General features: G+C 46.8%; 16 protein-coding genes and 1 CRISPR repeat array. Of the genes, 12 read left to right on the top strand and 4 right to left on the bottom strand.

Going from position 1 to position 19,169, the window contains the following annotated elements; all coding sequences use genetic code 11:
* Positions 1-127: 127 nt before the first annotated feature.
* Positions 128-1,339 carry an ATP phosphoribosyltransferase regulatory subunit gene (locus H6G50_RS04745; RefSeq protein ID WP_190713787.1) on the top strand — a complete coding sequence of 404 codons (1,212 nt, stop codon included), beginning with the start codon at positions 128-130 and terminating at the stop codon, positions 1,337-1,339.
* A 381-nt stretch (positions 1,340-1,720) separates the two neighbouring features.
* On the opposite strand, the gene H6G50_RS04750 is transcribed toward H6G50_RS04745, so the two are convergent.
* Entirely contained in the window at positions 1,721-2,890 is a 1,170-nt protein-coding gene (locus H6G50_RS04750; protein WP_199302706.1) for a WYL domain-containing protein, read from the bottom strand.
* 420 nt (positions 2,891-3,310) lie between these two features.
* Between H6G50_RS04750 and csx18 the strand changes: the two genes are divergently transcribed.
* From csx18 to aspS, 11 genes are all read left to right on the top strand, one after another.
* Complete coding sequence (gene csx18, locus H6G50_RS04755; RefSeq protein WP_199302707.1) at positions 3,311-3,589, top strand: CRISPR-associated protein Csx18; 279 nt, start codon at positions 3,311-3,313, stop codon at positions 3,587-3,589.
* Between the two features lie 211 nt (positions 3,590-3,800).
* A CRISPR array of direct repeats spans positions 3,801-4,059; the repeat unit is 24 nt; unit sequence TGGAGAAACCTATTGAATGGAAAC.
* 78 nt (positions 4,060-4,137) lie between these two features.
* Complete coding sequence (locus H6G50_RS04760; protein ID WP_190713789.1) at positions 4,138-4,377, top strand: hypothetical protein; 240 nt, start codon at positions 4,138-4,140, stop codon at positions 4,375-4,377.
* A gap of 293 nt (positions 4,378-4,670) precedes the next feature.
* Positions 4,671-5,663: a CRISPR-associated endonuclease Cas1 gene (gene cas1, locus H6G50_RS04765; protein ID WP_190713790.1), complete on the top strand. Its 993-nt coding sequence runs from the start codon at positions 4,671-4,673 to the stop codon at positions 5,661-5,663.
* Positions 5,664-5,726: 63 nt separating this feature from the next.
* Entirely contained in the window at positions 5,727-6,062 is a 336-nt protein-coding gene (cas2, locus tag H6G50_RS04770) for a CRISPR-associated endonuclease Cas2 (protein WP_347239874.1), read from the top strand.
* Positions 6,063-7,253: 1,191 nt separating this feature from the next.
* Entirely contained in the window at positions 7,254-8,963 is a 1,710-nt protein-coding gene (locus H6G50_RS04775) for a hypothetical protein (protein WP_190713792.1), read from the top strand.
* A 24-nt stretch (positions 8,964-8,987) separates the two neighbouring features.
* The gene (locus tag H6G50_RS04780; protein ID WP_190713794.1) at positions 8,988-10,130 is read left to right on the top strand and encodes a type III-B CRISPR module-associated Cmr3 family protein; all 1,143 of its coding nucleotides are present in this window, start codon (positions 8,988-8,990) and stop codon (positions 10,128-10,130) included.
* A 33-nt stretch (positions 10,131-10,163) separates the two neighbouring features.
* Positions 10,164-11,474, top strand: a complete 1,311-nt coding sequence (locus H6G50_RS04785) for a hypothetical protein (protein ID WP_190713797.1) — start codon at positions 10,164-10,166, stop codon at positions 11,472-11,474.
* Positions 11,471-12,289, top strand: a complete 819-nt coding sequence (gene cmr4, locus H6G50_RS04790; protein WP_190713799.1) for a type III-B CRISPR module RAMP protein Cmr4 — start codon at positions 11,471-11,473, stop codon at positions 12,287-12,289. Before H6G50_RS04785 ends, cmr4 begins: the two co-directional genes overlap by 4 nt.
* 117 nt (positions 12,290-12,406) lie before the next feature.
* On the top strand, positions 12,407-12,907 hold the full coding sequence (locus H6G50_RS04795) for a hypothetical protein (RefSeq protein WP_190713800.1): 501 nt from the start codon (positions 12,407-12,409) through the stop codon (positions 12,905-12,907).
* A 2-nt stretch (positions 12,908-12,909) separates the two neighbouring features.
* Positions 12,910-14,877, top strand: a complete 1,968-nt coding sequence (locus tag H6G50_RS04800) for an RAMP superfamily CRISPR-associated protein (protein ID WP_190713802.1) — start codon at positions 12,910-12,912, stop codon at positions 14,875-14,877.
* A gap of 257 nt (positions 14,878-15,134) precedes the next feature.
* On the top strand, positions 15,135-16,928 hold the full coding sequence (aspS, locus tag H6G50_RS04805) for an aspartate--tRNA ligase (RefSeq protein WP_190713804.1): 1,794 nt from the start codon (positions 15,135-15,137) through the stop codon (positions 16,926-16,928).
* A 193-nt stretch (positions 16,929-17,121) separates the two neighbouring features.
* Here aspS and H6G50_RS04810 read toward each other — a convergent pair whose 3' ends face one another.
* From H6G50_RS04810 to H6G50_RS04820, 3 genes are all read right to left on the bottom strand, one after another.
* Entirely contained in the window at positions 17,122-17,433 is a 312-nt protein-coding gene (locus H6G50_RS04810) for an Hsp20/alpha crystallin family protein (protein ID WP_190713806.1), read from the bottom strand.
* A 530-nt stretch (positions 17,434-17,963) separates the two neighbouring features.
* Positions 17,964-18,137 (bottom strand): hypothetical protein, encoded by a 174-nt coding sequence (locus H6G50_RS04815; protein ID WP_190713808.1) that lies wholly within the window; start codon positions 18,135-18,137, stop codon positions 17,964-17,966.
* A gap of 178 nt (positions 18,138-18,315) precedes the next feature.
* Positions 18,316-19,029, bottom strand: coding sequence for a pentapeptide repeat-containing protein (locus H6G50_RS04820; RefSeq protein WP_190713810.1), 714 nt, complete (start codon positions 19,027-19,029; stop codon positions 18,316-18,318).
* Positions 19,030-19,169: the final 140 nt, after the last annotated feature.

The raw sequence follows: 19,169 nt of genomic DNA on the forward strand, positions 1-19,169 counted from the left end.
AGCGGACTTCCTCAAGCTGTAAAAAACGGGATAAAGGGGTAAAGGGGGCGAGAAGAAAAAAATTTCGTCCCCAGTAACGAATAACCCGCGATCGATCGTCAACAATTCATCACTAAGTAAGTTAAAAATGAGTCATCAACCTCCGGCAGGAGCCAGAGATTTACTACCGCTTGAAGTCGTACAAAAACGCTGGATTGCCGATCGCTTGCAACAAGTTTTTCATCGCTGGGGCTATCGGCGTATCGTCACTTCAACGTTAGAATCGATGGAAACGCTGATGGCGGGAGGGGCAATTCAACGTTCGACGGTGCTGCAACTCGAAGATAGTTCGGAAGGGACGTTGGGCTTGCGTCCGGAATTGACAGCTTCTATCGCGCGGGCGGCGGTAACGCGCATGGCGGATGAAGGCTTTCCGCAGCGACTTTATTACAACGCGAATGTGTTTCGGCGGCAACCCGAAGCGCGCGGGCAACAGATCGAGTTTTATCAGTCTGGGGTGGAACTGCTATTCGCGGGGGGCGTGCTAGCGGATGCAGAAATCTTGCTGTTGCTGGCTGAATGCTTGCAAAATTTGGGCTTGCAGGATTGGCATTTGATCTTAGGGGAAGCGGAGTTAACGCGATCGCTCTTGGGGACTTTTCCGATCGCGGTACAAGGTAAAATCCGCTATTGTTTGGCCAATCTCGATCGCATTGCCCTCGAGAAACTGCCCCTATCGGCAGAACTCCGCGATCGCGCCCTGATGCTATTTGACTTGCGCGGCGAACCGATGGCAGTCCTGCAAAAAGTTGCCAGTCTCGGACTCGATCCCGCCGGACAAGAAATCGTCAGCAAGCTCAAATCCGCGATCGACTTACTACAAAATGGCAGCGCCGTACCCATTTCAGTAACGCTCGACTTAAGCTTAATTCAAACCCTCGACTATTACACCGGCATCGTTTTTGAGGTGATTAACACCGAAAATCGGCGAATTCTCGGCAACGGCGGCCGCTACGATCGCTTATTAGGACTCTACAATCCCCGAGGCGAAAGTTCTCCTGGGATTGGTTTCGCCCTCAACCTCGAAGACTTGCACGCCTGCTTACTCTCATCGCCCGAACTCCCCCAACAACCGCCGCGCATCGATTGGCTGGTAATACCCGAAGTTCCTCAAGCCGCCACCGCAGCCTTCGCTTACGCCCAAAAGCTTCGTCGAGACTCCGAGCGTTTGGTACGGGTGGAACTCGACTTAGGCGGGCGAGAACCCGAAGCAATTCGCAGCTACGCACGCGCCTGCCAAATCGGTTGTTTGGCGTGGGTGAAAGGAGACGGAACGCCCGTTATTGAAGCCCTCAACTAGCGCGGACATATAGAATCAAAAGTAGGGTGTGTTAGCGAAGCGTAACGCACCATCTCACCCCAAATTAACCCGAACTGACGTTGTGTTAGCGAAGCGTAACGCACCATCTCATCCAAAATTGAGCCGAGTTGACGAAAATAACCTTAACTTGAAGAGGGCGGGTTTTGACTGCTGAATTCACCTCATAGTAAGGGTTTTAGCTAAACCTGCCCCTACAAATCCGATCGCACTTTTTTTACACCCTCCTACTTATCGCAATTTATCATTCACCATTCATAATTCACCATTCACCCTTCACAATTCATCATTCATCATTCACAATTCACCCTTCACAATTCACTATTCATCATTCACAATTCACTATTCATAATTCATCACTCATCATTCATAATTCTCCTGATAGCGTCGCAACAAAGCCCGCGCCGACTCGCAGTGCTGCTCGATTAATTCCGGTGGCGAAATAACTTGTACGTTTTCCATGTAACGTTGCAGCCAATTGCCGAACTCTTTGATAGAACGTTGCGGCAGCGCGATCGCATAATCCAAATATTCCAACTGACCCTCCTTATTCTTCGGGCCGCGTCGCAATTGTTGGCGGGGATGGCGCAATTCTCCCTCAGAAATAAACTCACTCGCTGGCGGAAAAAAACGCACTTTAATCTCAATCAAAGGCAGCTTTCCCTGTAGCTCTAACTCCTGTTCTTCTACTTTGCCAAAATCCAAACCCCACCCATTTTCTAACAGCTTGTGTGCGCGATCGAGACTTTGTTTTTGGGCTTCGATGCCGCGTCCGGCTTGCGTCAGCACCTCGCAGCGGTCTTGGTAGCGCACGATTTTTCCGGTAAATATCTTTCCATTGCTGCAATTTTCTAACAATAAATACCAACTGGTGTTGTAAAAAAATAATTGCAACGGCCACACCGATTGCGGCCCTAAATGTTTATTACTGTGGGGGCTGCTGTGGCGAAACAATTCCACCGCTTGACCTTGAATAATTGCGGTTTCGAGCGTATCGATGCAGTGAAATAAAGTTTTTCGATAGGCTTTTTGTTCCATCATTTCGACGGGATCGGTGCGATCGACAGCCCGATTGAGATTTTGTCGAACTGGATAGAAAAAATCGCCCTCATTGCCAAATTCAAAACCGCGCAAGCGCCGTTCTAAACGTTGATAAATTCGTCGAACTTGCGGATCGGCTTGATATTTAGCTAGGGATTCGAGGGCGTTGAACGCTACCTTAAATTCAGCTTTTGTCATCGCCCCCGTACCGAGATAGTAGCCCCAACGGTACATCCGGCGATCGAGAATTCCCCAATCGCGCAGCATTTCTAAATCTTTTCGCAGCGTCGGGGTAGCGGGATAATCGGAAGGCCAATTGAGATGCAAAGATGTCGCAACGACTCGCATCTGTTCGGCGAGAAGTTCTAAGGCATTGTGGTGCTGGGGGTTGTCGCCCCGGGACGCGAGAGGATCGATGCTACCGATACCGGGATATTGAATTAAAGTAGCGATTAGCACCATCACGCGATCGCTCGTTTTCGGTTTGGACATGGGCGCGGGGGGAATTCGTAGTTCGTAATTCGTAATTACGCCTAATGTGAATTAGAAGCCAGCAAGATAGATATTACTGTTCTTTCTCCCCTCTCCCACCGATTGGGAGAGGGGCTGGGGGTGAGGGAAACCAAGTCATGAGTAGGGTGAGTCTTGCCGTTTCTGGCTCCCAACTCAAGGAAAAACGCTAAAAAATCGGCAATGCCCACCAAATCTCTCATCGCGTCCCTTTTCCCCCTCAACTACCATTATAAAAAAGACAATATTTTTAAATTTCATTAAAAATTGCATAAAACCTCTTTGAGTAAGGCTTGTAGCATAGTTCAAAAATAAACTGAAAATATTGCCTTTTTCTAGCCAACCTCCCTTCAGCAGGCTACAGTAAAGCACAGAAGATTCCCACCCAGGAGAATAACTGCGATGTACTTATCCAATCGTGCGGCTTTCGTGCGTAGCATCGTCGTTTCCGGCATCAACGGCGCAATTACCCTAATTTTACTCCTAATTGCGCCGCTAGGCTTAGCCTTAGTCATCACTAACACCGTTCTCATCGTCCTCTCCACCTTCGTTGCTTGTACCCTCGGCGACCGCGTTGTCGCTTGGTTGTTGCGCTCTCAAAGCATCAACACCTTGGGCGGATGGACGCAACAGCAAGGGATACAGCATTTTGAAGAGAGAGAAGGGCGAGATCGGCGTTAAAGCTGGAAACTCGATTTTGTATCATCGGTTTGCGAGGGATCCGGAAAATCGCTGAAACCCGCATTCTTTCGTTCTATCCCTCGATACCGCTCTGAGACTGGGATTTCGCTATTTTTTAAGACTTGCTGAGGGGCTTGGGGAGGTACAATAAAGCTATCCTTCGCAAACGCCCTCTGGAATTCACTCCAGGAGCAGGTTTGAGAGGGTAGCCTTCTCCACTCGTTGGAGAAACCTATTGAATGGAAACTTTATTGAAAAAGGATTCTGCAATTTGATTCAACAATTCTCCACTCGTTGGAGAAACCTATTGAATGGAAACAAAGAACGAGGACAACCTCTCCCGGCAAAGGGATGCGAGCGATTCTCCACTCGCTGGAGAAACCTATTGAATGGAAACTTGAAGTTTACCTTCCTTCAAATATTCTTTTATGTTGTTCTCCACTCGCTGGAGAAACCTATTGAATGGAAACATTAAATGGAAACATTTCATTAATCGTTAAACTAGCGTAAACTTCAAGTAAACTTATCCCTTTTTGGAGGTCAAAGCCATGACAGGAATTCGGCTAGTGGAAGGCGACCCGGGCGACACTTGGGACGATTTAAGCTGGAGCGATTTCAGTGACGAAGAAAAAGACGCTTGGAGAGTTCTCGGTTGGAATCGGGATAGTTGGGAAGAAGAAGATGATGCACCCGACTCTAATGATAAATACTGGGAAGAACTAACGCCCGAAGAGCAGGATGCAGCATCAGAACTCGGTTATACCCAGGAAAGCTGGGACGAGGGATAACTCCCCGATTGATAGTCAGAAACCCAGGGGCTTCTAACTCGAGCGAAGAAGAGCTTTCCACCCGCCCAAGAAACAAGATGGAATAGCAACGCTCGAATTCGCCTAACCTTCACTGAATAGAGCGGGTTAACTTCGTAAAATTCCAACAACCTCTCCCCGACTCCAAAGTTTGTTGACTAAAAGCAACCCGCTCTTCCTTCTTTCTCCCCACTCCCAGCCCAATATTTTCTGTCCGTAGCAATGGACAGAATTTCTGCAACGCTTCAACTCAGCCAATCTTTAAACCTCCAACAATGAAATCCCTCTACATCTCCCAACAGGGGTGTTACATTGCGCTGCAACAAGAACTTCTCCTCGTCAAACAACAAAAAGAAATCCTCGCGCAAATCCAACTCCCCCACCTCGAACAAGTCCTCATTTTCGGCAAATCGCAAATGACAACCCAAGCCATCCGCGCTTGTTTGTGGCGAGACATTCCCATCGTTTACCTCTCGCGCCAAGGCTACTGCTACGGGCGCATCGTCGCCATTAATCGCGGATTTCGGCAACTCGCCCGCTACCAACAAGAACTCTCTCTCGGCGAACGTTTGAGCGTCGCCCGCGCCATCGTCGCCGGAAAACTCAGCAACAGTCGCACCTTACTCCAGCGTTACGCCCGTCAGCCCAACCGCGAAAGCCTCCGGCTAACCGTACAAAGTCTCGATTACCTCATTGACAAAGCCCGTCGCGCCGACAGTATCGAACAACTCCTCGGTTACGAAGGCGCAGGAGCGGGAAGTTACTTTTCTGCCTTCAGCGAATGCTTGCAAGGAAACGACTTTGAATTCGTCGCCCGCACTCGCCGCCCGCCCGGAAACCCCGTCAACGCCCTTCTAAGCTTCGGCTACCAAGTCCTGTGGAATCACCTCCTCGCCCTCATTGAAATCCAAGGACTCGATCCTTACTGGGCGTGTCTCCACCACAGCAGCGAACGTCACGCCGCCCTCGCCAGCGACTTACTCGAAGAATTCCGCGCCCCCTTCGTCGATTCCCTCGTGCTGTGGCTGATTAACAAGCGCATCATCAACGCCAGTCAAGACTTCGAGCATCGAGACGGCGGTTGTTTCCTCAACAATAGCGGGCGCAAAAAATACCTCAAATCCTTCGTCGGACGAATGGAAGAAACGGTTCAAAACCGCGACGGCGAACCGCAACCGCGCTGGGATTTGCTGCTGCAACAAGTCAAAGCTTTCAAACAATTCGTTTATCAACCCAGTTTGGGTTACTGCCCTTACTCGATTCGCTGAAATGCTGTTTTATCGGATTGCTCGCGATATAGCGCTACTTGAAATGTGAATATACGTTTCTAAATGCACCAAAGTCTTAGCTGGTGGGCGCTGCCCACCCTACCCGATGTCCCAACTGAAATGCTGTTTTATTTAATCGCTTACGATATTCCCTGCGACAAACGGCGCAAAAAAATCGCCGATTTGCTGGAAGGGTACGGAACCCGCGTGCAATATTCCGTTTTTGAGTGCATCCTCGAGCGCGCCCAATACCAAGAACTACAAAAACGCCTGAAAAAACGCTATAAGTCTGCCGAAGATAGCCTGCGTTTTTATCCGCTCTCTCAACATACCCTCAGCCAAGTTGAAGTTTGGGGAGAACCGCCGCTGACTCGAGATTCTAGTTCGACGGTTGTTTGAGGTAGAGAGGCTGCATACAACGTCCCAACCGGCGATTATTCTTCGCGATGTAGCGCTGATATGGCAATCAATAAACCTCTTTCGTAGGGTGCGTTATACCAATTCTCATTGATTTTGCACGATTCCCGAAGAGGGCAGCCACATTGTTCATTCGTGTCAACTTAAGGTGAAACACTTAGCCCGCCAGGAACTCAAGTTCCTGGCTAATAGCTGAAACCCGTTGAAACGGGTTAGATACATCTGAATTTCCCAGTCCTAACCCTACTTTCACTCTTTCGTAGGGTGCGTTAGGCGCAAGCTAAACCTCTGAAAAAAGGAAAAGATATTTTAGTGCGCCGTAACGCACAGTCTTAGTGCTAACATCCCCTACTTTCACTTAAAAAGCGATTGAAAAAGGAAAAGATTTTTCAGTGCGCCATAACGTACCCAGATGGTGCGTTACGCTTCGCTAACACACCCTACGTTCGCTCTTTCGTAGGGTGCGTTAGGCGCAAGCTAAACCTCTGAAAAAAGGAAAAGATATTTTATTGCGCCGTAACGCACCGTCTTAGTGCTAACATCTCCTACTTTCACTTGAAAGGCGATTGGAAAAGGAAAAGATTTTTCGACGCGCCATAACATACCAAGATGGTGCGTTACGCTTCGCTAACACACCCTACTTTCACGTTAAGGGCGATCGCGGAAAGATTGCAAATATTCAAGAAAAAGACAATATTTGAATCAATCCGTAAACAATCTTAAAAACCTTTTCTGGTAGGAATTTCAGCGAATCTAAATAAATTCTAAAAATATTGTCTTTTAGTGGATTTTCTATAGAGCCTTGAGCTAAGCTGCATACTACAGATTGAGGAGAGCGGGCTACTGGAGCGATCGAGCTTCGGCAATGCCTGGAAAGTTTTTGCGGCGACAAACTTGCAAACATCCCTTAGCTTAACCCCTGCATGAAACCAGCGCAACTAATTAAGGAAATTTACGGAAGTCCGGCTCGATGCTCAATGGCAATGTTATTGGACGGCTGTTCCGTTCGGCGACCCAGAAGCAGATTTAAATCGTTCTCCGCGCAGCAAGAAGAAGTGCTATAAAACTTGGAAAGATAGACAAAATCAATTTACGACTCCTCGAGAAGAACTATTAGATCCAAAAGAATCAGAGTTTCTTGAAGCGACTTATACAGAAAGCTGGCGAGAATATTTGAAAGCGCAGAAAAAAACCGTCGGTTTTGAGAAACGTCCGAATCTCAATGTCGGTTCGTGGTGGGCGCAATATTTCGATTTAACTCGACTCAGCCTCACTGCCGTTAAAAATGCCCGCAGTTGGCAATTACCCACCGCCTTTGGGCCGCGTTCTACAATTTCCGGTATCGGCCCGGTCGTTCATGCCAATAACGGTGGAAAAGATTGGGTAACAGAAGGTGAAACCCGCCAGCTTTGGCAAAAAGATATGGGATTGTTTGATGGCATTGAAGAACTGAATGCAACCGAAGTTCTCAAGCGCGGACTGCATAAAGTTTTACCCAACCTTTTAAAAAGTTCTCTCCCTCGTCAAGAATATTATTATCCCGACCTTTCAGCAGGAGTTGCTGGCTGGTTGCGCGAGACGATTCAAAAGGAAGGAACATCTTCCCCAGCGGTTGAAAAATATAGAGAAATTTGTCGCGAACTTTGCCACGAATTTAAATGGGCTGAAGCAACGAACCAGCAAGCTTGGGGAATTCCTTGGGTTGAAAAAAGCAAGCTTCAACTGCCGCATCCTCGCCTGTTAAATGCGGGTTGGGCGATTGAAGACTTTCGGGCTGGCAACGATAACCTTAGTTTTGAGGAATTTAAGCGCGAAAAACAGAAAGAACTAGAAAAAGTCCGAGACGCGATCGCGAGTTATTTCCCACCCGGCAGCAATCCAACCGATTGGTATGTTACTGCCGCAGGCGATGGCGACAGCATGGGCGAATGGCTCAAAGGGACTAAATTGAAGCCTTATCAAGATTATTTTCCCGAAGCATTACCGGACAAAATTGAGGAACTTCCAGACGTTTTAAAACAGCCTTTTTCAGAGTTTACTAAAGTTAGCAAACGCATGGGGCCGGCAACTCACAGCGCCCTCAGTCGCGCCCTCCTTGACTTTTCCAACCAACTCCTTCCCTACCTCACCGAAGAACGTTACGCCGGACGATTAATTTACGGTGGCGGCGATGACGTTCTCGCTTATACCAACATTTGGGAATGGGACAATTGGTTGTGGGATGTGCGCTCCTGTTTCCAAGGGAAAGTAGACCCAAAAGGTGAGTTTGAAGGCGGCGATTCTAGGGGGGATTATTGGCAGTGGAAAAATACTGATTCTCCAACTCAAAACCCTGCTTTTAAACGTCCGTTATTTACGATGGGGCGCAATGCAACTATCAGTTTCGGAATTGTCATCGCCCATCAATCCGTCCCGCTCGCGATCGCGCTCGAAAACCTTTGGAAAGGGGAAAAAGAAGCAAAAGAGCATGAAAATGAGCAAAAACTAACAAAAGATGCAGTTCAAGTGCGAGTGATTTACGGTAACGGTAATATCCTCAAGGCAACGGCAAAATTTGCTACCTTCGAGCAATGGCGTAAACTTCTCGAACTCGAAGTCGATAGCGCTTTGTTTGAAAACGCCGCGCAACTTTGGGAACAACATCCTGTACCCGTAGAAGCTGCAATAGAGCCTTGGGTAAAAGCTTTTATTTCCCGTCGAGAAACCCTGCAAGGTGACGAACAATTGAAAAATAATTTTTCCGATACTTTGACCAACTTTTTAACGAGCTTATGGCAAAATTCTGTCCCAAATCGTCGCGACGCAGAAATCAAAAGCTGGCTCAAACTCGCCGCCTTTATCATCCGCAGTCGCAAAATTGAAATTCGCGATTTTCACAATTAATGTACCTGTTTCAACGATTCACTAATGTACTGGTATACTCTCACTCCTCTCGACATTCTTCTCTTCCGAGATGCAAAACCCTTCACTCCCGGCGAACGAGCTTGGGCGGGCAGTGTTTTTCCTCCCAACGGACACGCGATCGCCGGAGCAATTCGCCAACTCATCAGTCATGACTTAACAGATAAAGAGAGCGGTAAAATAGAACTATGCGGGCCGTTTTTATGCAATGGAAAAACACTTTATTTTCCTTCTCCGTTAAACTATGTAAATTCGCAGCGTTTAACGCCAATTTCCTGGTTGCCAGAAAATCATTCTGCCCGTAGAATGGTATGGGATCGTCGCAAACCGGAACCTTTACTTCTCGAAAAAAGTTCATCGAATCAAGCCGATTTAGAAAGCAAAAATGACCGCGACTGTCGGAAGTATTTTTCATACAAAACTGTCCGTAAGCTGCTGAACGGAGAACAACTAGAGTGCGAAGACTGGCTGTTGGACAAAGGGAAACCCGAAAAACTTTGGAAGGTCGAAACGCGATCGCACAATACCCTAGAAACCGGAACGCGCCAAGTCAAAGATGCAGACGGTTACTTCGTTGAAAACGCTATTCGCCTGCATCCCGGTTGGAGTTTAGCCATTGGTTTAAAAGCAGAACTACCGCAGGTTCCCGCTACGATTCGACTGGGGGGAGAAGGACACCGCGCGATCGTCGAACGTTGTGCGGAACTGGATAAACAATGGAACGAACTGCAAGCATTATCGCAGCAAAATCAAGCAAAAGGAGGACGCGCGATCGCTTATTTAGTAACTCCCGGCGTATTTGAGCGCCTTCGCCGCAAAAATCCCGCGAATTACCAAGAAAGCAAATCCTATTGTCGCCCTTACCCTTGGGAATGGAGTCTCGTTCATACGACTAACAGCAATCAAACTCCGGGCAATCTTGTCAGCGTAGCAACTGCGAGCGCCGTACCGATTAGTTGCAGGATTAAGGATAAGGCTAAAGACACGAGCATCCCCGCACCGCAAGTTTTTGCGGCTCCTCCTGGAAGCAGTTATTACTTAAACATTCCTCAAGGATTAGACCTAGAATCTCCCAACAATCAGCACTGGCGGCAGTTAGGATATTCCGAACTTCTCTGGATAGATTGCACCTCAGAATCTCCTCAATAGTAATTTGTCATTCATCATTTAGTAACAAATTTCATGGCTAGTATTCTTATTACCTTCGTCGGGAAGCAAGACCCCTACTCCGATAATTCTGAAAAAGAAGGCTCAATCGTCACCTTAGTAAGATACTTGATGGGTCAGGGTATTTCTTTTAAAAAAGTAATATTACTCTGCACGCAAGGAACGCAAGAACGAGCGGAAGCGACAGAGGACTGGTTAGAGACGGACGTAAAAATCGCGCGATCGCAAATCGAGATTATTCCAGTCTGTTCAGAACTATCAGACGATCCGGTGAATTTATTGCTCGCCTCGAGAGAAGCTTACCGCGCGATCGAAACAGTGCAACAAGATTGGGTAGAAGGCGATTGTTTAGAATTCAATGCTTCTTCCGGAACTCCCGTCATGAAATCTTCTTGGAGTATTCTTGAGGCAGCAGGAAAAACGCCGCCAAACAGCAAAGTTTGGCAAGTTCGCGATCCTCGAGAAATCAAGCCCGGTCAAGAGGCTGTTTTTCTCAATGATGTCTCCGTTCTTAAAGATGAATTTGATATTCAAGTCATCAAGCGTCAAATCGCAAACTACAACTACAGCGGCGCTTTCGTAGACTTAAAACTGAGTAATCTTCACAGTTCAGAAATAGAAGCATTACTGAATTACGGACAGTACCGTTTAGCTTTTGACTTCGATCGCGCTTTCAATAGCATTCAAAACTTACCCCTACCTTTTACTGAGACAGTCTTACCCCAACTAGCCGCCCTCAGAAGAAAAGACAAAAGAGCCTTACTCGAGGAAATTTATAGCAAGATACAGATTAAAGATAAAAAGGAAGAGTATTCCGACTTACTCGTACTGCTCTTTTCCTTTCAAGAAACCTTACTGCGTTTGCTCGTTGTACAAAAAACATTACCGAATGAGGTTCAAGCGAGTTGGGAACGGAATGAAGAAAAAGTCAAAAATCAAATTTCTACTTTTGATGGTGGAAAACTTAATTTATTTTTAGAAAATTACATTTTAAAAAATGGTAAAAAACTTCAAACTCTCGATGACAGAGGTCAACATTTTAGTCGGATTTCTTTAAAGGCAATCCTAGATTACCAACCCGATTCGCGAGATTCAGAACTGTTACCTCTTATCGAAAGCTTAGAGAACTATTGCGGACAGCGCAATGATTATATCCATGACTTAAAAGGAATTTCTAAAATTGAAAAAAAAGGAGAAATCCTAAATGCCTTGAAAAAGATACTACAAAAAATCGGTAGCTCAACCTCCGATAATCCCTTCGACCGGCTTAATAAAGAACTCTCATCTCTTTTAGAAGTAGAACAAAAACGAGGTCAAAATAAATGAATATTAACTTAGTCTATCTCTATCTACTTTCGCCCCTGCATACCGGCGGTGCAACTCAAGAAGGAAACCTGCTCGGTATTGCTCGCGAATCTCACACCAACATCCCCTATCTTCCCTCCAGCACGATTCGCGGCAGACTGCGCGCGAGCGAAACCGATAAGAAGAAGCAGTACAAATTATTTGGCACCGAGCTTAAATCGGGTGAAGAAAATAGCGGCGGCTCAACTGATTCCAACAAGCTCGTGCAGGGTGACATCTGGATTGGCGATGGCTCGATTTTATGGCTGCCCGTCCCTTCTCTCAGTCATGGCGTGGTTTGGATTAGTTCTCCGATGTTACTACAACGTTGGGCGAGACTCAATGCTTTACCTAGCAAGATTCCGACTGAATATAGCTGTAGTTTCAAGCAAAGCAATACGAGCGTTTACTTAAAAGATGCCGTGCTGAAAGCTAATGATTTGAAAGAGTGGAAGAATTGGCAAGAATTTGTCCCTAAATCGGCAGAAACTAATAATATTACTCGTCTTCTTGTCATTCCCGATCGCCACTGCGAAACGCTGATTCAAATGGGATTGTGGCGACAAGTCAAAGTCAAACTCGACGAACACAAAAATGTGAGTGGCGGTTTTCGGTACGAAGAAGCGATTCCTCCCGATACTCTCGTCTATTTTCCTTGGGGAATTACTTCTCAGGCGAATGGCTCTCGCCAACAGTCCGAGACCGATTTTAAAGCGTTGCTCGGCAACAACACAATCTTGCAAATCGGCGGACAAGAAAGCTTGGGACGCGGTTTCGTTCAACAGTGGTTGGGATAGAAGGCTATTTCAGTCAACAAGTCAACAAATGACACTAACTTAAGGCTGGTGGGCGCTGCCCACCCTACGAAATATCTATTTCAGTCAACAGTCAACAGTTATCAGTTATTAGTCAAGATGAATATTTTCGATCCGCGAACTTTAAGTGAGCCTGTTTACAAGGCTTTATCAGACTTACGCCGTCCCTACGAAGAGGCTTGGCAGAAAGCCACAAGGGAAATCGATAAAAAAATTTACTATAACCACCTCAAGGAGCAAAAAAATCAGGCGATCGAACTTTATACCTATATTTCGACTTGGGGGCTAATGCGTTGTAAGGCTGAAGAGAAATATTTAGACAAAAGGAAGTTAGGAGAGCCAGAAGTTACGAGAGTAGAGGATAAAGCGAAAATCGAGCAATACGGTAAAAGGGAAGTTATCCAAAAATACTTTTCCTGTTTAGAAAATTTAGCAGCGAGTTCAGATACAAAAGATCTTGCTACCGATCGCGGATTAGATGTCCTCAAAGGTCTACAAGCCGATGAATACTTAGGCTTAATGGGTTTAGGACTCGAACTCGCTAATGAATTCAGCTTTTGGGCGAATGCCGTTTATCACGATATTAAAGGAGACCAGTAATCATGAGTCCTAACCCTATACAGCGCCCCAATAAACCGAATTCCACTCAACGCCCCGTTCAAAAAGCGAAAAAAGTTATCGATTCTTCCAGACAAAATCGAGGGAATGGCGGGGGGCGCAATCATGGTGGAGGAGGGCAAGGGGGCGGTAATAACGGGCGAAACGAACCTTCTCCTTGGTTAGATGAAAACAACGAACCCTCTCCAACTCCAACCGCTAGTTTTGTGGAATATTTGCGTTGGATGCGCGCCCCAGACTCGGAATATAAAGATGAGACAAAAGTCCAAATTTTGCATTTAGCAACGGAGAACGCGAACTACCGAGAACGACTCAAACAACTGGTCAAACGGACTGAAATAATCGCACAAGTTACCTTTCAAGTCAAATGTCCTTGGCGCATTCGCGTAGGCGGAACTAAAGGCCCAGAAAACATTTTACTTCCTGCTTTCGATGCTCTCGGAATGCCCTACATTCCCTCTGCAACTCTGCGGGGAGTCGCGCGAAATCAAGCCATTCGCGAACTGATGAAAAAGCAAAAATTAACTTGGGATGATGCCGATAAAAAAGTTGCTCCTTACTTCGGTTCTCTAGAAGTAGAAGAGAAAGCCAATCGCGCTGGAAAAGTCGTCTTTCTCGATGCTTACCCTGTCCCCAGCGAAAAAGGGGGGTTAGCAATGGATATGGCGAATAACATTTGGAAGTGGGAAGGAGAACGCCCCGACTATTCGCCTAATCCCAATCCTTTTTTATCGTTAAAAGAACCGACTTTTTTAATCGGTCTGCGCTTGGCAACAGGTTGCCAGGACGAGCGAGTTTTAGAGAAAGTTAAAACTTGGTTAATTGAAGGAATGCGATCGGGGATTGGCTCGCAAGTCAATACTGGCTATGGCGAACTGTTTACAGCCGGTGCGGGACACCCAACCAAAGAGTTTTTCCGCGTTGAATTTTCTTTAGAAGGGCAACTAATTCACGGATATAAAAAGTTTACTCAATGGAATTGGAACGACCGCCGCAATGAGTGGCAAATGCGAGGGATTGCCGAAGCAGAAGTCCGCCCGGTTGCCTTTAAATCGATGCTAAGGTACTGGTTCCGCGCTTTTGCTTTAGGCGTTCTTTCTTTTAAACAAGTGCAGGAATGGGAAGCCAAACTGTTTGGTGGAATTGACCCCAAACGAGAATATGGTTATTTGAAAGTGAACATTATTGATGGTAAAAAGATTGAAAAAGAGGCTCGGCATAATGTGAGAGGTCAGAAAGAGTCTTGTGATAAGCAGCAGGGGACTCTAGTTTTATCTCTTTCTCCTGAAGCATCGAGACAGAAGAAAGAGGAATTGACAAGGCTTTATAAAGAGTTAACTTGGTTGATGTTTAATTTGGGTGGAATCGGTCAAGGTGCGAGACGACCTTGCTATTCGAGGGAAGGACGCGGTATTCCTTTGTATCGTGGTTCTACATTCTGCCTCGACAGTGATGATGAGCTTTGGACTCTCCCCAATACGATACAAGAGTTTCAAAAACAGTTTAAAAAACGATTAGTCGAGTTCTATCATGCGTTAGAAAAAGTGACGGAAATTCCGCTCGATTATCACAATCCGAAGCTGGTGGGTCGGGTGACTGAAGAAAAGTGGTTAAATGCGGTCGATGGCTACTGTAAAATCATCATTTGTACAGGTAATTCGGATAATCATAAGCCCTATGCTCTGAGTGTATTACATTGCAATAGTTTTAAAGTCAATGCTGATAGTAAAAATGATAATGATAGTCAGAGGACACTTAAAAAAATATATGATGGCAATCTATGCGGTCAGGTCAAAAAACCAGTTAAGCCTTCACCCGTGTGGATTGCGGATTTAGGCGATTATCAAGTCGTGACCGTCTTTGGCGCGAATGTTAACCCTCGCGATCGCTATCTACAAGAATTGCGATCGCGAACTTCACGCGACAACTATGTTCGAGTTTTCCCTTTATAGCAATCTATATCCCGCTTATCGAAACTTATAATAAACCCTCAAAAAAACATCGCCATCTTGCACCCCCCTCCCCCGACTCGGCCCGATCGCGCACAAAAAGCCTAAAACCCCTCCCTCCCCTCGAGCGATCGCGCCATAAGCTTGGTGGCGAAGCGAATTTTCATTCCGCCCAGCAGGACTCGGATTCCGACCGACCGACTCCTGCTATACTTTTTAAGCTTTAAACTCTATAAAAGTAATTCCTAAATCGTAACCCTATGCGAACTCACTATTGTGGCGACATCAGAACCCATCATACCGGCGAAACGGTCACGCTCTGCGGTTGGGTAGATCGCCGTCGCGACCACGGTAAAGTTATATTTATCGATCTGCGCGATCGCGCCGGAGTTATCCAAGTTGTCAGCGATCCGGAACGCACGCCCGATTCCTACTCAGATGCAGATGCGTTGCGCAATGAATACGTGGTGCGAGTGACGGGGCGAGTCAGCGCGCGTCCGCCCGAATCCCTCAATCCCAAACTGCCGACGGGCGAAATCGAACTTTACGCCGATCGCATCGAAGTCCTCAATGCAGTACGCAAGCAGCTTCCCTTCCAAGTTTCCAGCTTTGAAAACGAGTCGGTGAAAGAAGAGTTGCGCTTGAAGTACCGCTATCTAGATTTACGACGCGATCGCATGAACCGCAACCTGCAACTGCGCCATCAAGTCGTTAAAAGCATTCGCCGCTTCCTAGAAGACGAACGCGGGTTTATTGAAGTTGAAACCCCGATTCTCACCCGTTCCACTCCAGAAGGCGCGCGCGATTACCTCGTTCCCGCCCGCGTTAACCCCGGACAGTGGTACGCCCTGCCCCAATCGCCGCAACTGTTTAAGCAATTGCTAATGGTGTCAGGGTGCGATCGCTACTACCAAATCGCCCGCTGTTTCCGCGATGAAGACTTACGCGCCGATCGCCAGCCGGAATTTACCCAACTCGACATGGAAATGAGTTTCATGTCCCAAGAAGAAATTCTACAACTAAATGAAGATTTGGTTTGCCATATCTTTAAAACCGTTCGCGGTGTCGATCTACCCCGTCCTTTCCCCCGCCTCACCTACGCCGAATCGATGGAAAAATACGGCTGCGATCGCCCAGATACCCGCTTTGGGTTAGAACTGGTGGAAGTATCCGATCTGTTGGGAAATAGCGGTTTTAAAGTCTTTTCAACTGCCGTCAAACAAGGCGGAATTATTAAAGTTCTGCCCATTCCCGGCGGGAACGATACAATTTCTAACGTTCGGATTAAACCGGGTGGGGATTTGTTCAATGAAGCCGCGATCGCAGGTGCAAAAGGCATTGCCTATATTCGCGTTAAAGAAGGCGGAAACATCGACACGATCGGCGCGATTAAAGATAACCTTAACGAAGAACAAACCAAAGAACTGCTCGATCGCGTCGGCGCAAAACCCGGACATCTACTCCTCTTTGGTGCAGGCGATGCTGCTACTGTTAACAAGTCTCTCGATCGCCTTCGTCAAGTCATCGGACAACAACTCGGACTCATCGACGAGGAGAAGGTTAATCTCGTATGGGTGACAGATTTTCCGCTGTTTGAATGGAACGCCGATGAGAAGCGTTATGAAGCCTTGCATCACCCCTTTACCGCCCCGAATCTCGAAGATTTGGACGATCTAAAAACGGCTCGTTCCCAAGCTTACGATCTCGTTTATAACGGTATAGAAGTAGGCGGTGGCAGTCTTCGCATCTATCAAAAAGAGATTCAAGAGCAAGTGTTCGCCGCGATCGGTTTATCGAAAGAAGAAGCCCAGCAAAAATTCGGCTTCCTTCTCGAAGCCTTTGAATACGGTACGCCTCCCCACGGCGGCATTGCCTACGGACTCGATCGCCTCGTCATGTTGCTGAGTGGCGAAGAATCGATTCGCGATGTCATCGCCTTCCCCAAAACCCAGCAAGCGCGCTGCTTGTTAACCGATGCGCCCTCCAGCGTTGATGAAAAGCAACTTAAGGAATTGCAAGTTGTCTCTACTTATCAACCCGAAGATAATGGATAATTGATAATTGATAATGGATAACGAAGAGAGACTAATTGATGATGGATGAATGGCACTGACTTAAGGCTGGTGGGCGCTGTTTCACCCGACGAAATTATCTGTAGAGACGTTGTATACAACGTCTCTACAGGCAATTTGTTCTTTCTTAAGTCAGTAATTCATCCATTATTCATTATCCCTATATCTATTAGGGTTAAACTTTCGGCATCATTAACGTCAAAATCCCATCCACCAACTCGGCGCGAACAGAATCTTTTTGAACCGGAACGGGTAGCGGAAAATCGCATTTCAATTCGCCGTAATGGAGTTCCGATGGGAATAGCTCTTGTTCGGAGGGCTGGTTGTGCTTGTGATGTTCTCCCGATATTGACAGCACATCCCGCTCGATCTGAATTTCCAAGTCTTTAACTTTTAAACCGGGTATTTCCGCTTTTAAGATCAGATGCGTTGAAGTTTCTTTTACCTCTAAAGCCGGACACCAGACTTGATTATCTCTTACAATCATTTTAATTTCTCTCCTGTTATATTAGGAGTTACAGCCCCGATCGTGTGGATTTAAAAGCGACTCAACTATTAATGTCTTTCTCACTCGACTTTTAAAAACCGTTTTTCTCGACTTTCAGATAAATCGATGTTTTGAATCGAGAGAGCGCCCGATTCGGTTAATAAGTTAGAAGTTAGAAATGACAGATAAACCTGATTTAATTGTTAGAATTGAGTCGGGATTAATCCACATCCCTGTTTGCGCTGTACTCGGTAAGTCCTTTTAACAATTTTCAGATCCTCTTCTTAACTCTAGGTTAAAGAAGATCTGGTGAGGAGAGTGTGAAGAAATTGTGAATATTTTTAACGGATCTTAGTTCGAGCGCGAACTGCTGGCGTTAGCAATCTGTTATGCTCGATCGCAGGCTTGCAGCAGAAAGCAGTCGCTTAGTTGCCGGAAAGACTGATGAGAGAATAGCCCTGTTATCATTGCATCGCAACATTTCTTTCTCTCATCCATCAATTCCTAGCTGCCAGACTCGATCGCAAATCCTAACTGGAGTGAACCCACTCGCAGTACAGGCGATTGTTTTCATCGCGCAGCCAACGCGCGACTAAAGGACGAGTTTCCGGTTGACTCGAACTCGTCGAAGATTGTTGCTGCGGCGCAGCTAAAGGCGCAGATTGCGTCGAGAGCGCACTCTTACGGGTCAGTAAAGTTGTCATAACACCATACCCCCTAGTCTTAAACTAAGCTTAACCTGTTCTTTACCTAAGATAATTCATAGGGAGGAGGCATAATGCGATCGCGATCGCATCGACACAGAAATTTATATAAAAAAAACGCCAGCCTGATGCTGACGAAGATACAGAGGAAGAAACTGACGCAGGGTACAAGCGCCTTTTAATGCCGTCTTGACCCATCGGGCCAAATTGCGCCTGCAAGATCGGCTTCAGTTAAGATCGTTCCGGTGAGATCCGCTCCTGATAAGTCTGCCTTGCGTAAAATCGCGCCGCTTAAGTCGGCATAGCTCAAATCCGCATTCCGCAGGTTAACTTCGCTTAAATCGGTCGCAAGTTTCTCCGCATAATGGATTGTACCGAGACTCGCCCGACAGAGTTTGGCTCCTTCCAAATTTGCCCGACACAAGAGCGCGCCATTCAACTTGGCATAACTGAGATCCGCACCGCTCAAATTCGCACTGCCCAGATCGGTGCGTTGATCCGAAGTCGGGCGTAAATCGGCTTCAAATAAAATCGCGTTGGATAAGTTAGCTGAGGTCAAGTTTGCGCCGCCGACAATCGCTTTACACAAATTTGCGCCTTCTAAAAGCGTGCCAACGAGTTTTGCTCCACTCAAATCGGCTTCCCGCAGCAGCGCCCGCGATAAATCGGCATCGCTTAAATCCGTTCCCCAGAGTAAGGCTTCGCTGAGATCGGCAGCCGCTAAACGCGCCCGATGAAAATTAGTGCGCCCCAAGCGAGATTGCCGCAAATCCGCACCACTGAAATCCGCGCCGCTGAGATCGACATGAATCAATTCGGCTTCTAGGAGTTTCACTTCGAGAAAGCTTCGTTCTCCAAGGCGATATCGGTCGAGAAGCGCGCTAGGGTCCATAATCTGAAAAAATCTCTAAAATATTAGCGGTCTGTTTCTGGGTCTTAGATACTGTATCAAAACTATACCGCTACTCTTGCGGCGTTACGTTCAAAATTCCGAATTGGCGATCGCGTTTTCCTCCGGAGCGATCGCTCGCT

The sequence above is a fragment of the Oscillatoria sp. FACHB-1406 genome, assembly GCF_014698145.1.
In the GTDB taxonomy this organism is placed as follows: domain Bacteria; phylum Cyanobacteriota; class Cyanobacteriia; order Cyanobacteriales; family Spirulinaceae; genus FACHB-1406.

What these genes read in the sequence shown, in the direction of transcription:
- H6G50_RS04750 (WP_199302706.1), bottom strand. Translation starts at nt 2,890, where the DNA reads ATGTCCAAACCGAAAACGAGCGATCGCGTGATGGTGCTAATCGCTACT.
- cas1 (WP_190713790.1), top strand. Translation starts at nt 4,671, where the DNA reads ATGAAATCCCTCTACATCTCCCAACAGGGGTGTTACATTGCGCTGCAA.
- aspS (WP_190713804.1), top strand. Translation starts at nt 15,135, where the DNA reads ATGCGAACTCACTATTGTGGCGACATCAGAACCCATCATACCGGCGAA.
- H6G50_RS04785 (WP_190713797.1), top strand. Translation starts at nt 10,164, where the DNA reads ATGGCTAGTATTCTTATTACCTTCGTCGGGAAGCAAGACCCCTACTCC.
- H6G50_RS04815 (WP_190713808.1), bottom strand. Translation starts at nt 18,137, where the DNA reads ATGACAACTTTACTGACCCGTAAGAGTGCGCTCTCGACGCAATCTGCG.
- H6G50_RS04820 (WP_190713810.1), bottom strand. Translation starts at nt 19,029, where the DNA reads ATGGACCCTAGCGCGCTTCTCGACCGATATCGCCTTGGAGAACGAAGC.
- cmr4 (WP_190713799.1), top strand. Translation starts at nt 11,471, where the DNA reads ATGAATATTAACTTAGTCTATCTCTATCTACTTTCGCCCCTGCATACC.
- H6G50_RS04780 (WP_190713794.1), top strand. Translation starts at nt 8,988, where the DNA reads ATGTACTGGTATACTCTCACTCCTCTCGACATTCTTCTCTTCCGAGAT.
- cas2 (WP_347239874.1), top strand. Translation starts at nt 5,727, where the DNA reads ATGCACCAAAGTCTTAGCTGGTGGGCGCTGCCCACCCTACCCGATGTC.
- H6G50_RS04810 (WP_190713806.1), bottom strand. Translation starts at nt 17,433, where the DNA reads ATGATTGTAAGAGATAATCAAGTCTGGTGTCCGGCTTTAGAGGTAAAA.
- csx18 (WP_199302707.1), top strand. Translation starts at nt 3,311, where the DNA reads ATGTACTTATCCAATCGTGCGGCTTTCGTGCGTAGCATCGTCGTTTCC.
- H6G50_RS04800 (WP_190713802.1), top strand. Translation starts at nt 12,910, where the DNA reads ATGAGTCCTAACCCTATACAGCGCCCCAATAAACCGAATTCCACTCAA.
- H6G50_RS04795 (WP_190713800.1), top strand. Translation starts at nt 12,407, where the DNA reads ATGAATATTTTCGATCCGCGAACTTTAAGTGAGCCTGTTTACAAGGCT.
- H6G50_RS04745 (WP_190713787.1), top strand. Translation starts at nt 128, where the DNA reads ATGAGTCATCAACCTCCGGCAGGAGCCAGAGATTTACTACCGCTTGAA.
- H6G50_RS04760 (WP_190713789.1), top strand. Translation starts at nt 4,138, where the DNA reads ATGACAGGAATTCGGCTAGTGGAAGGCGACCCGGGCGACACTTGGGAC.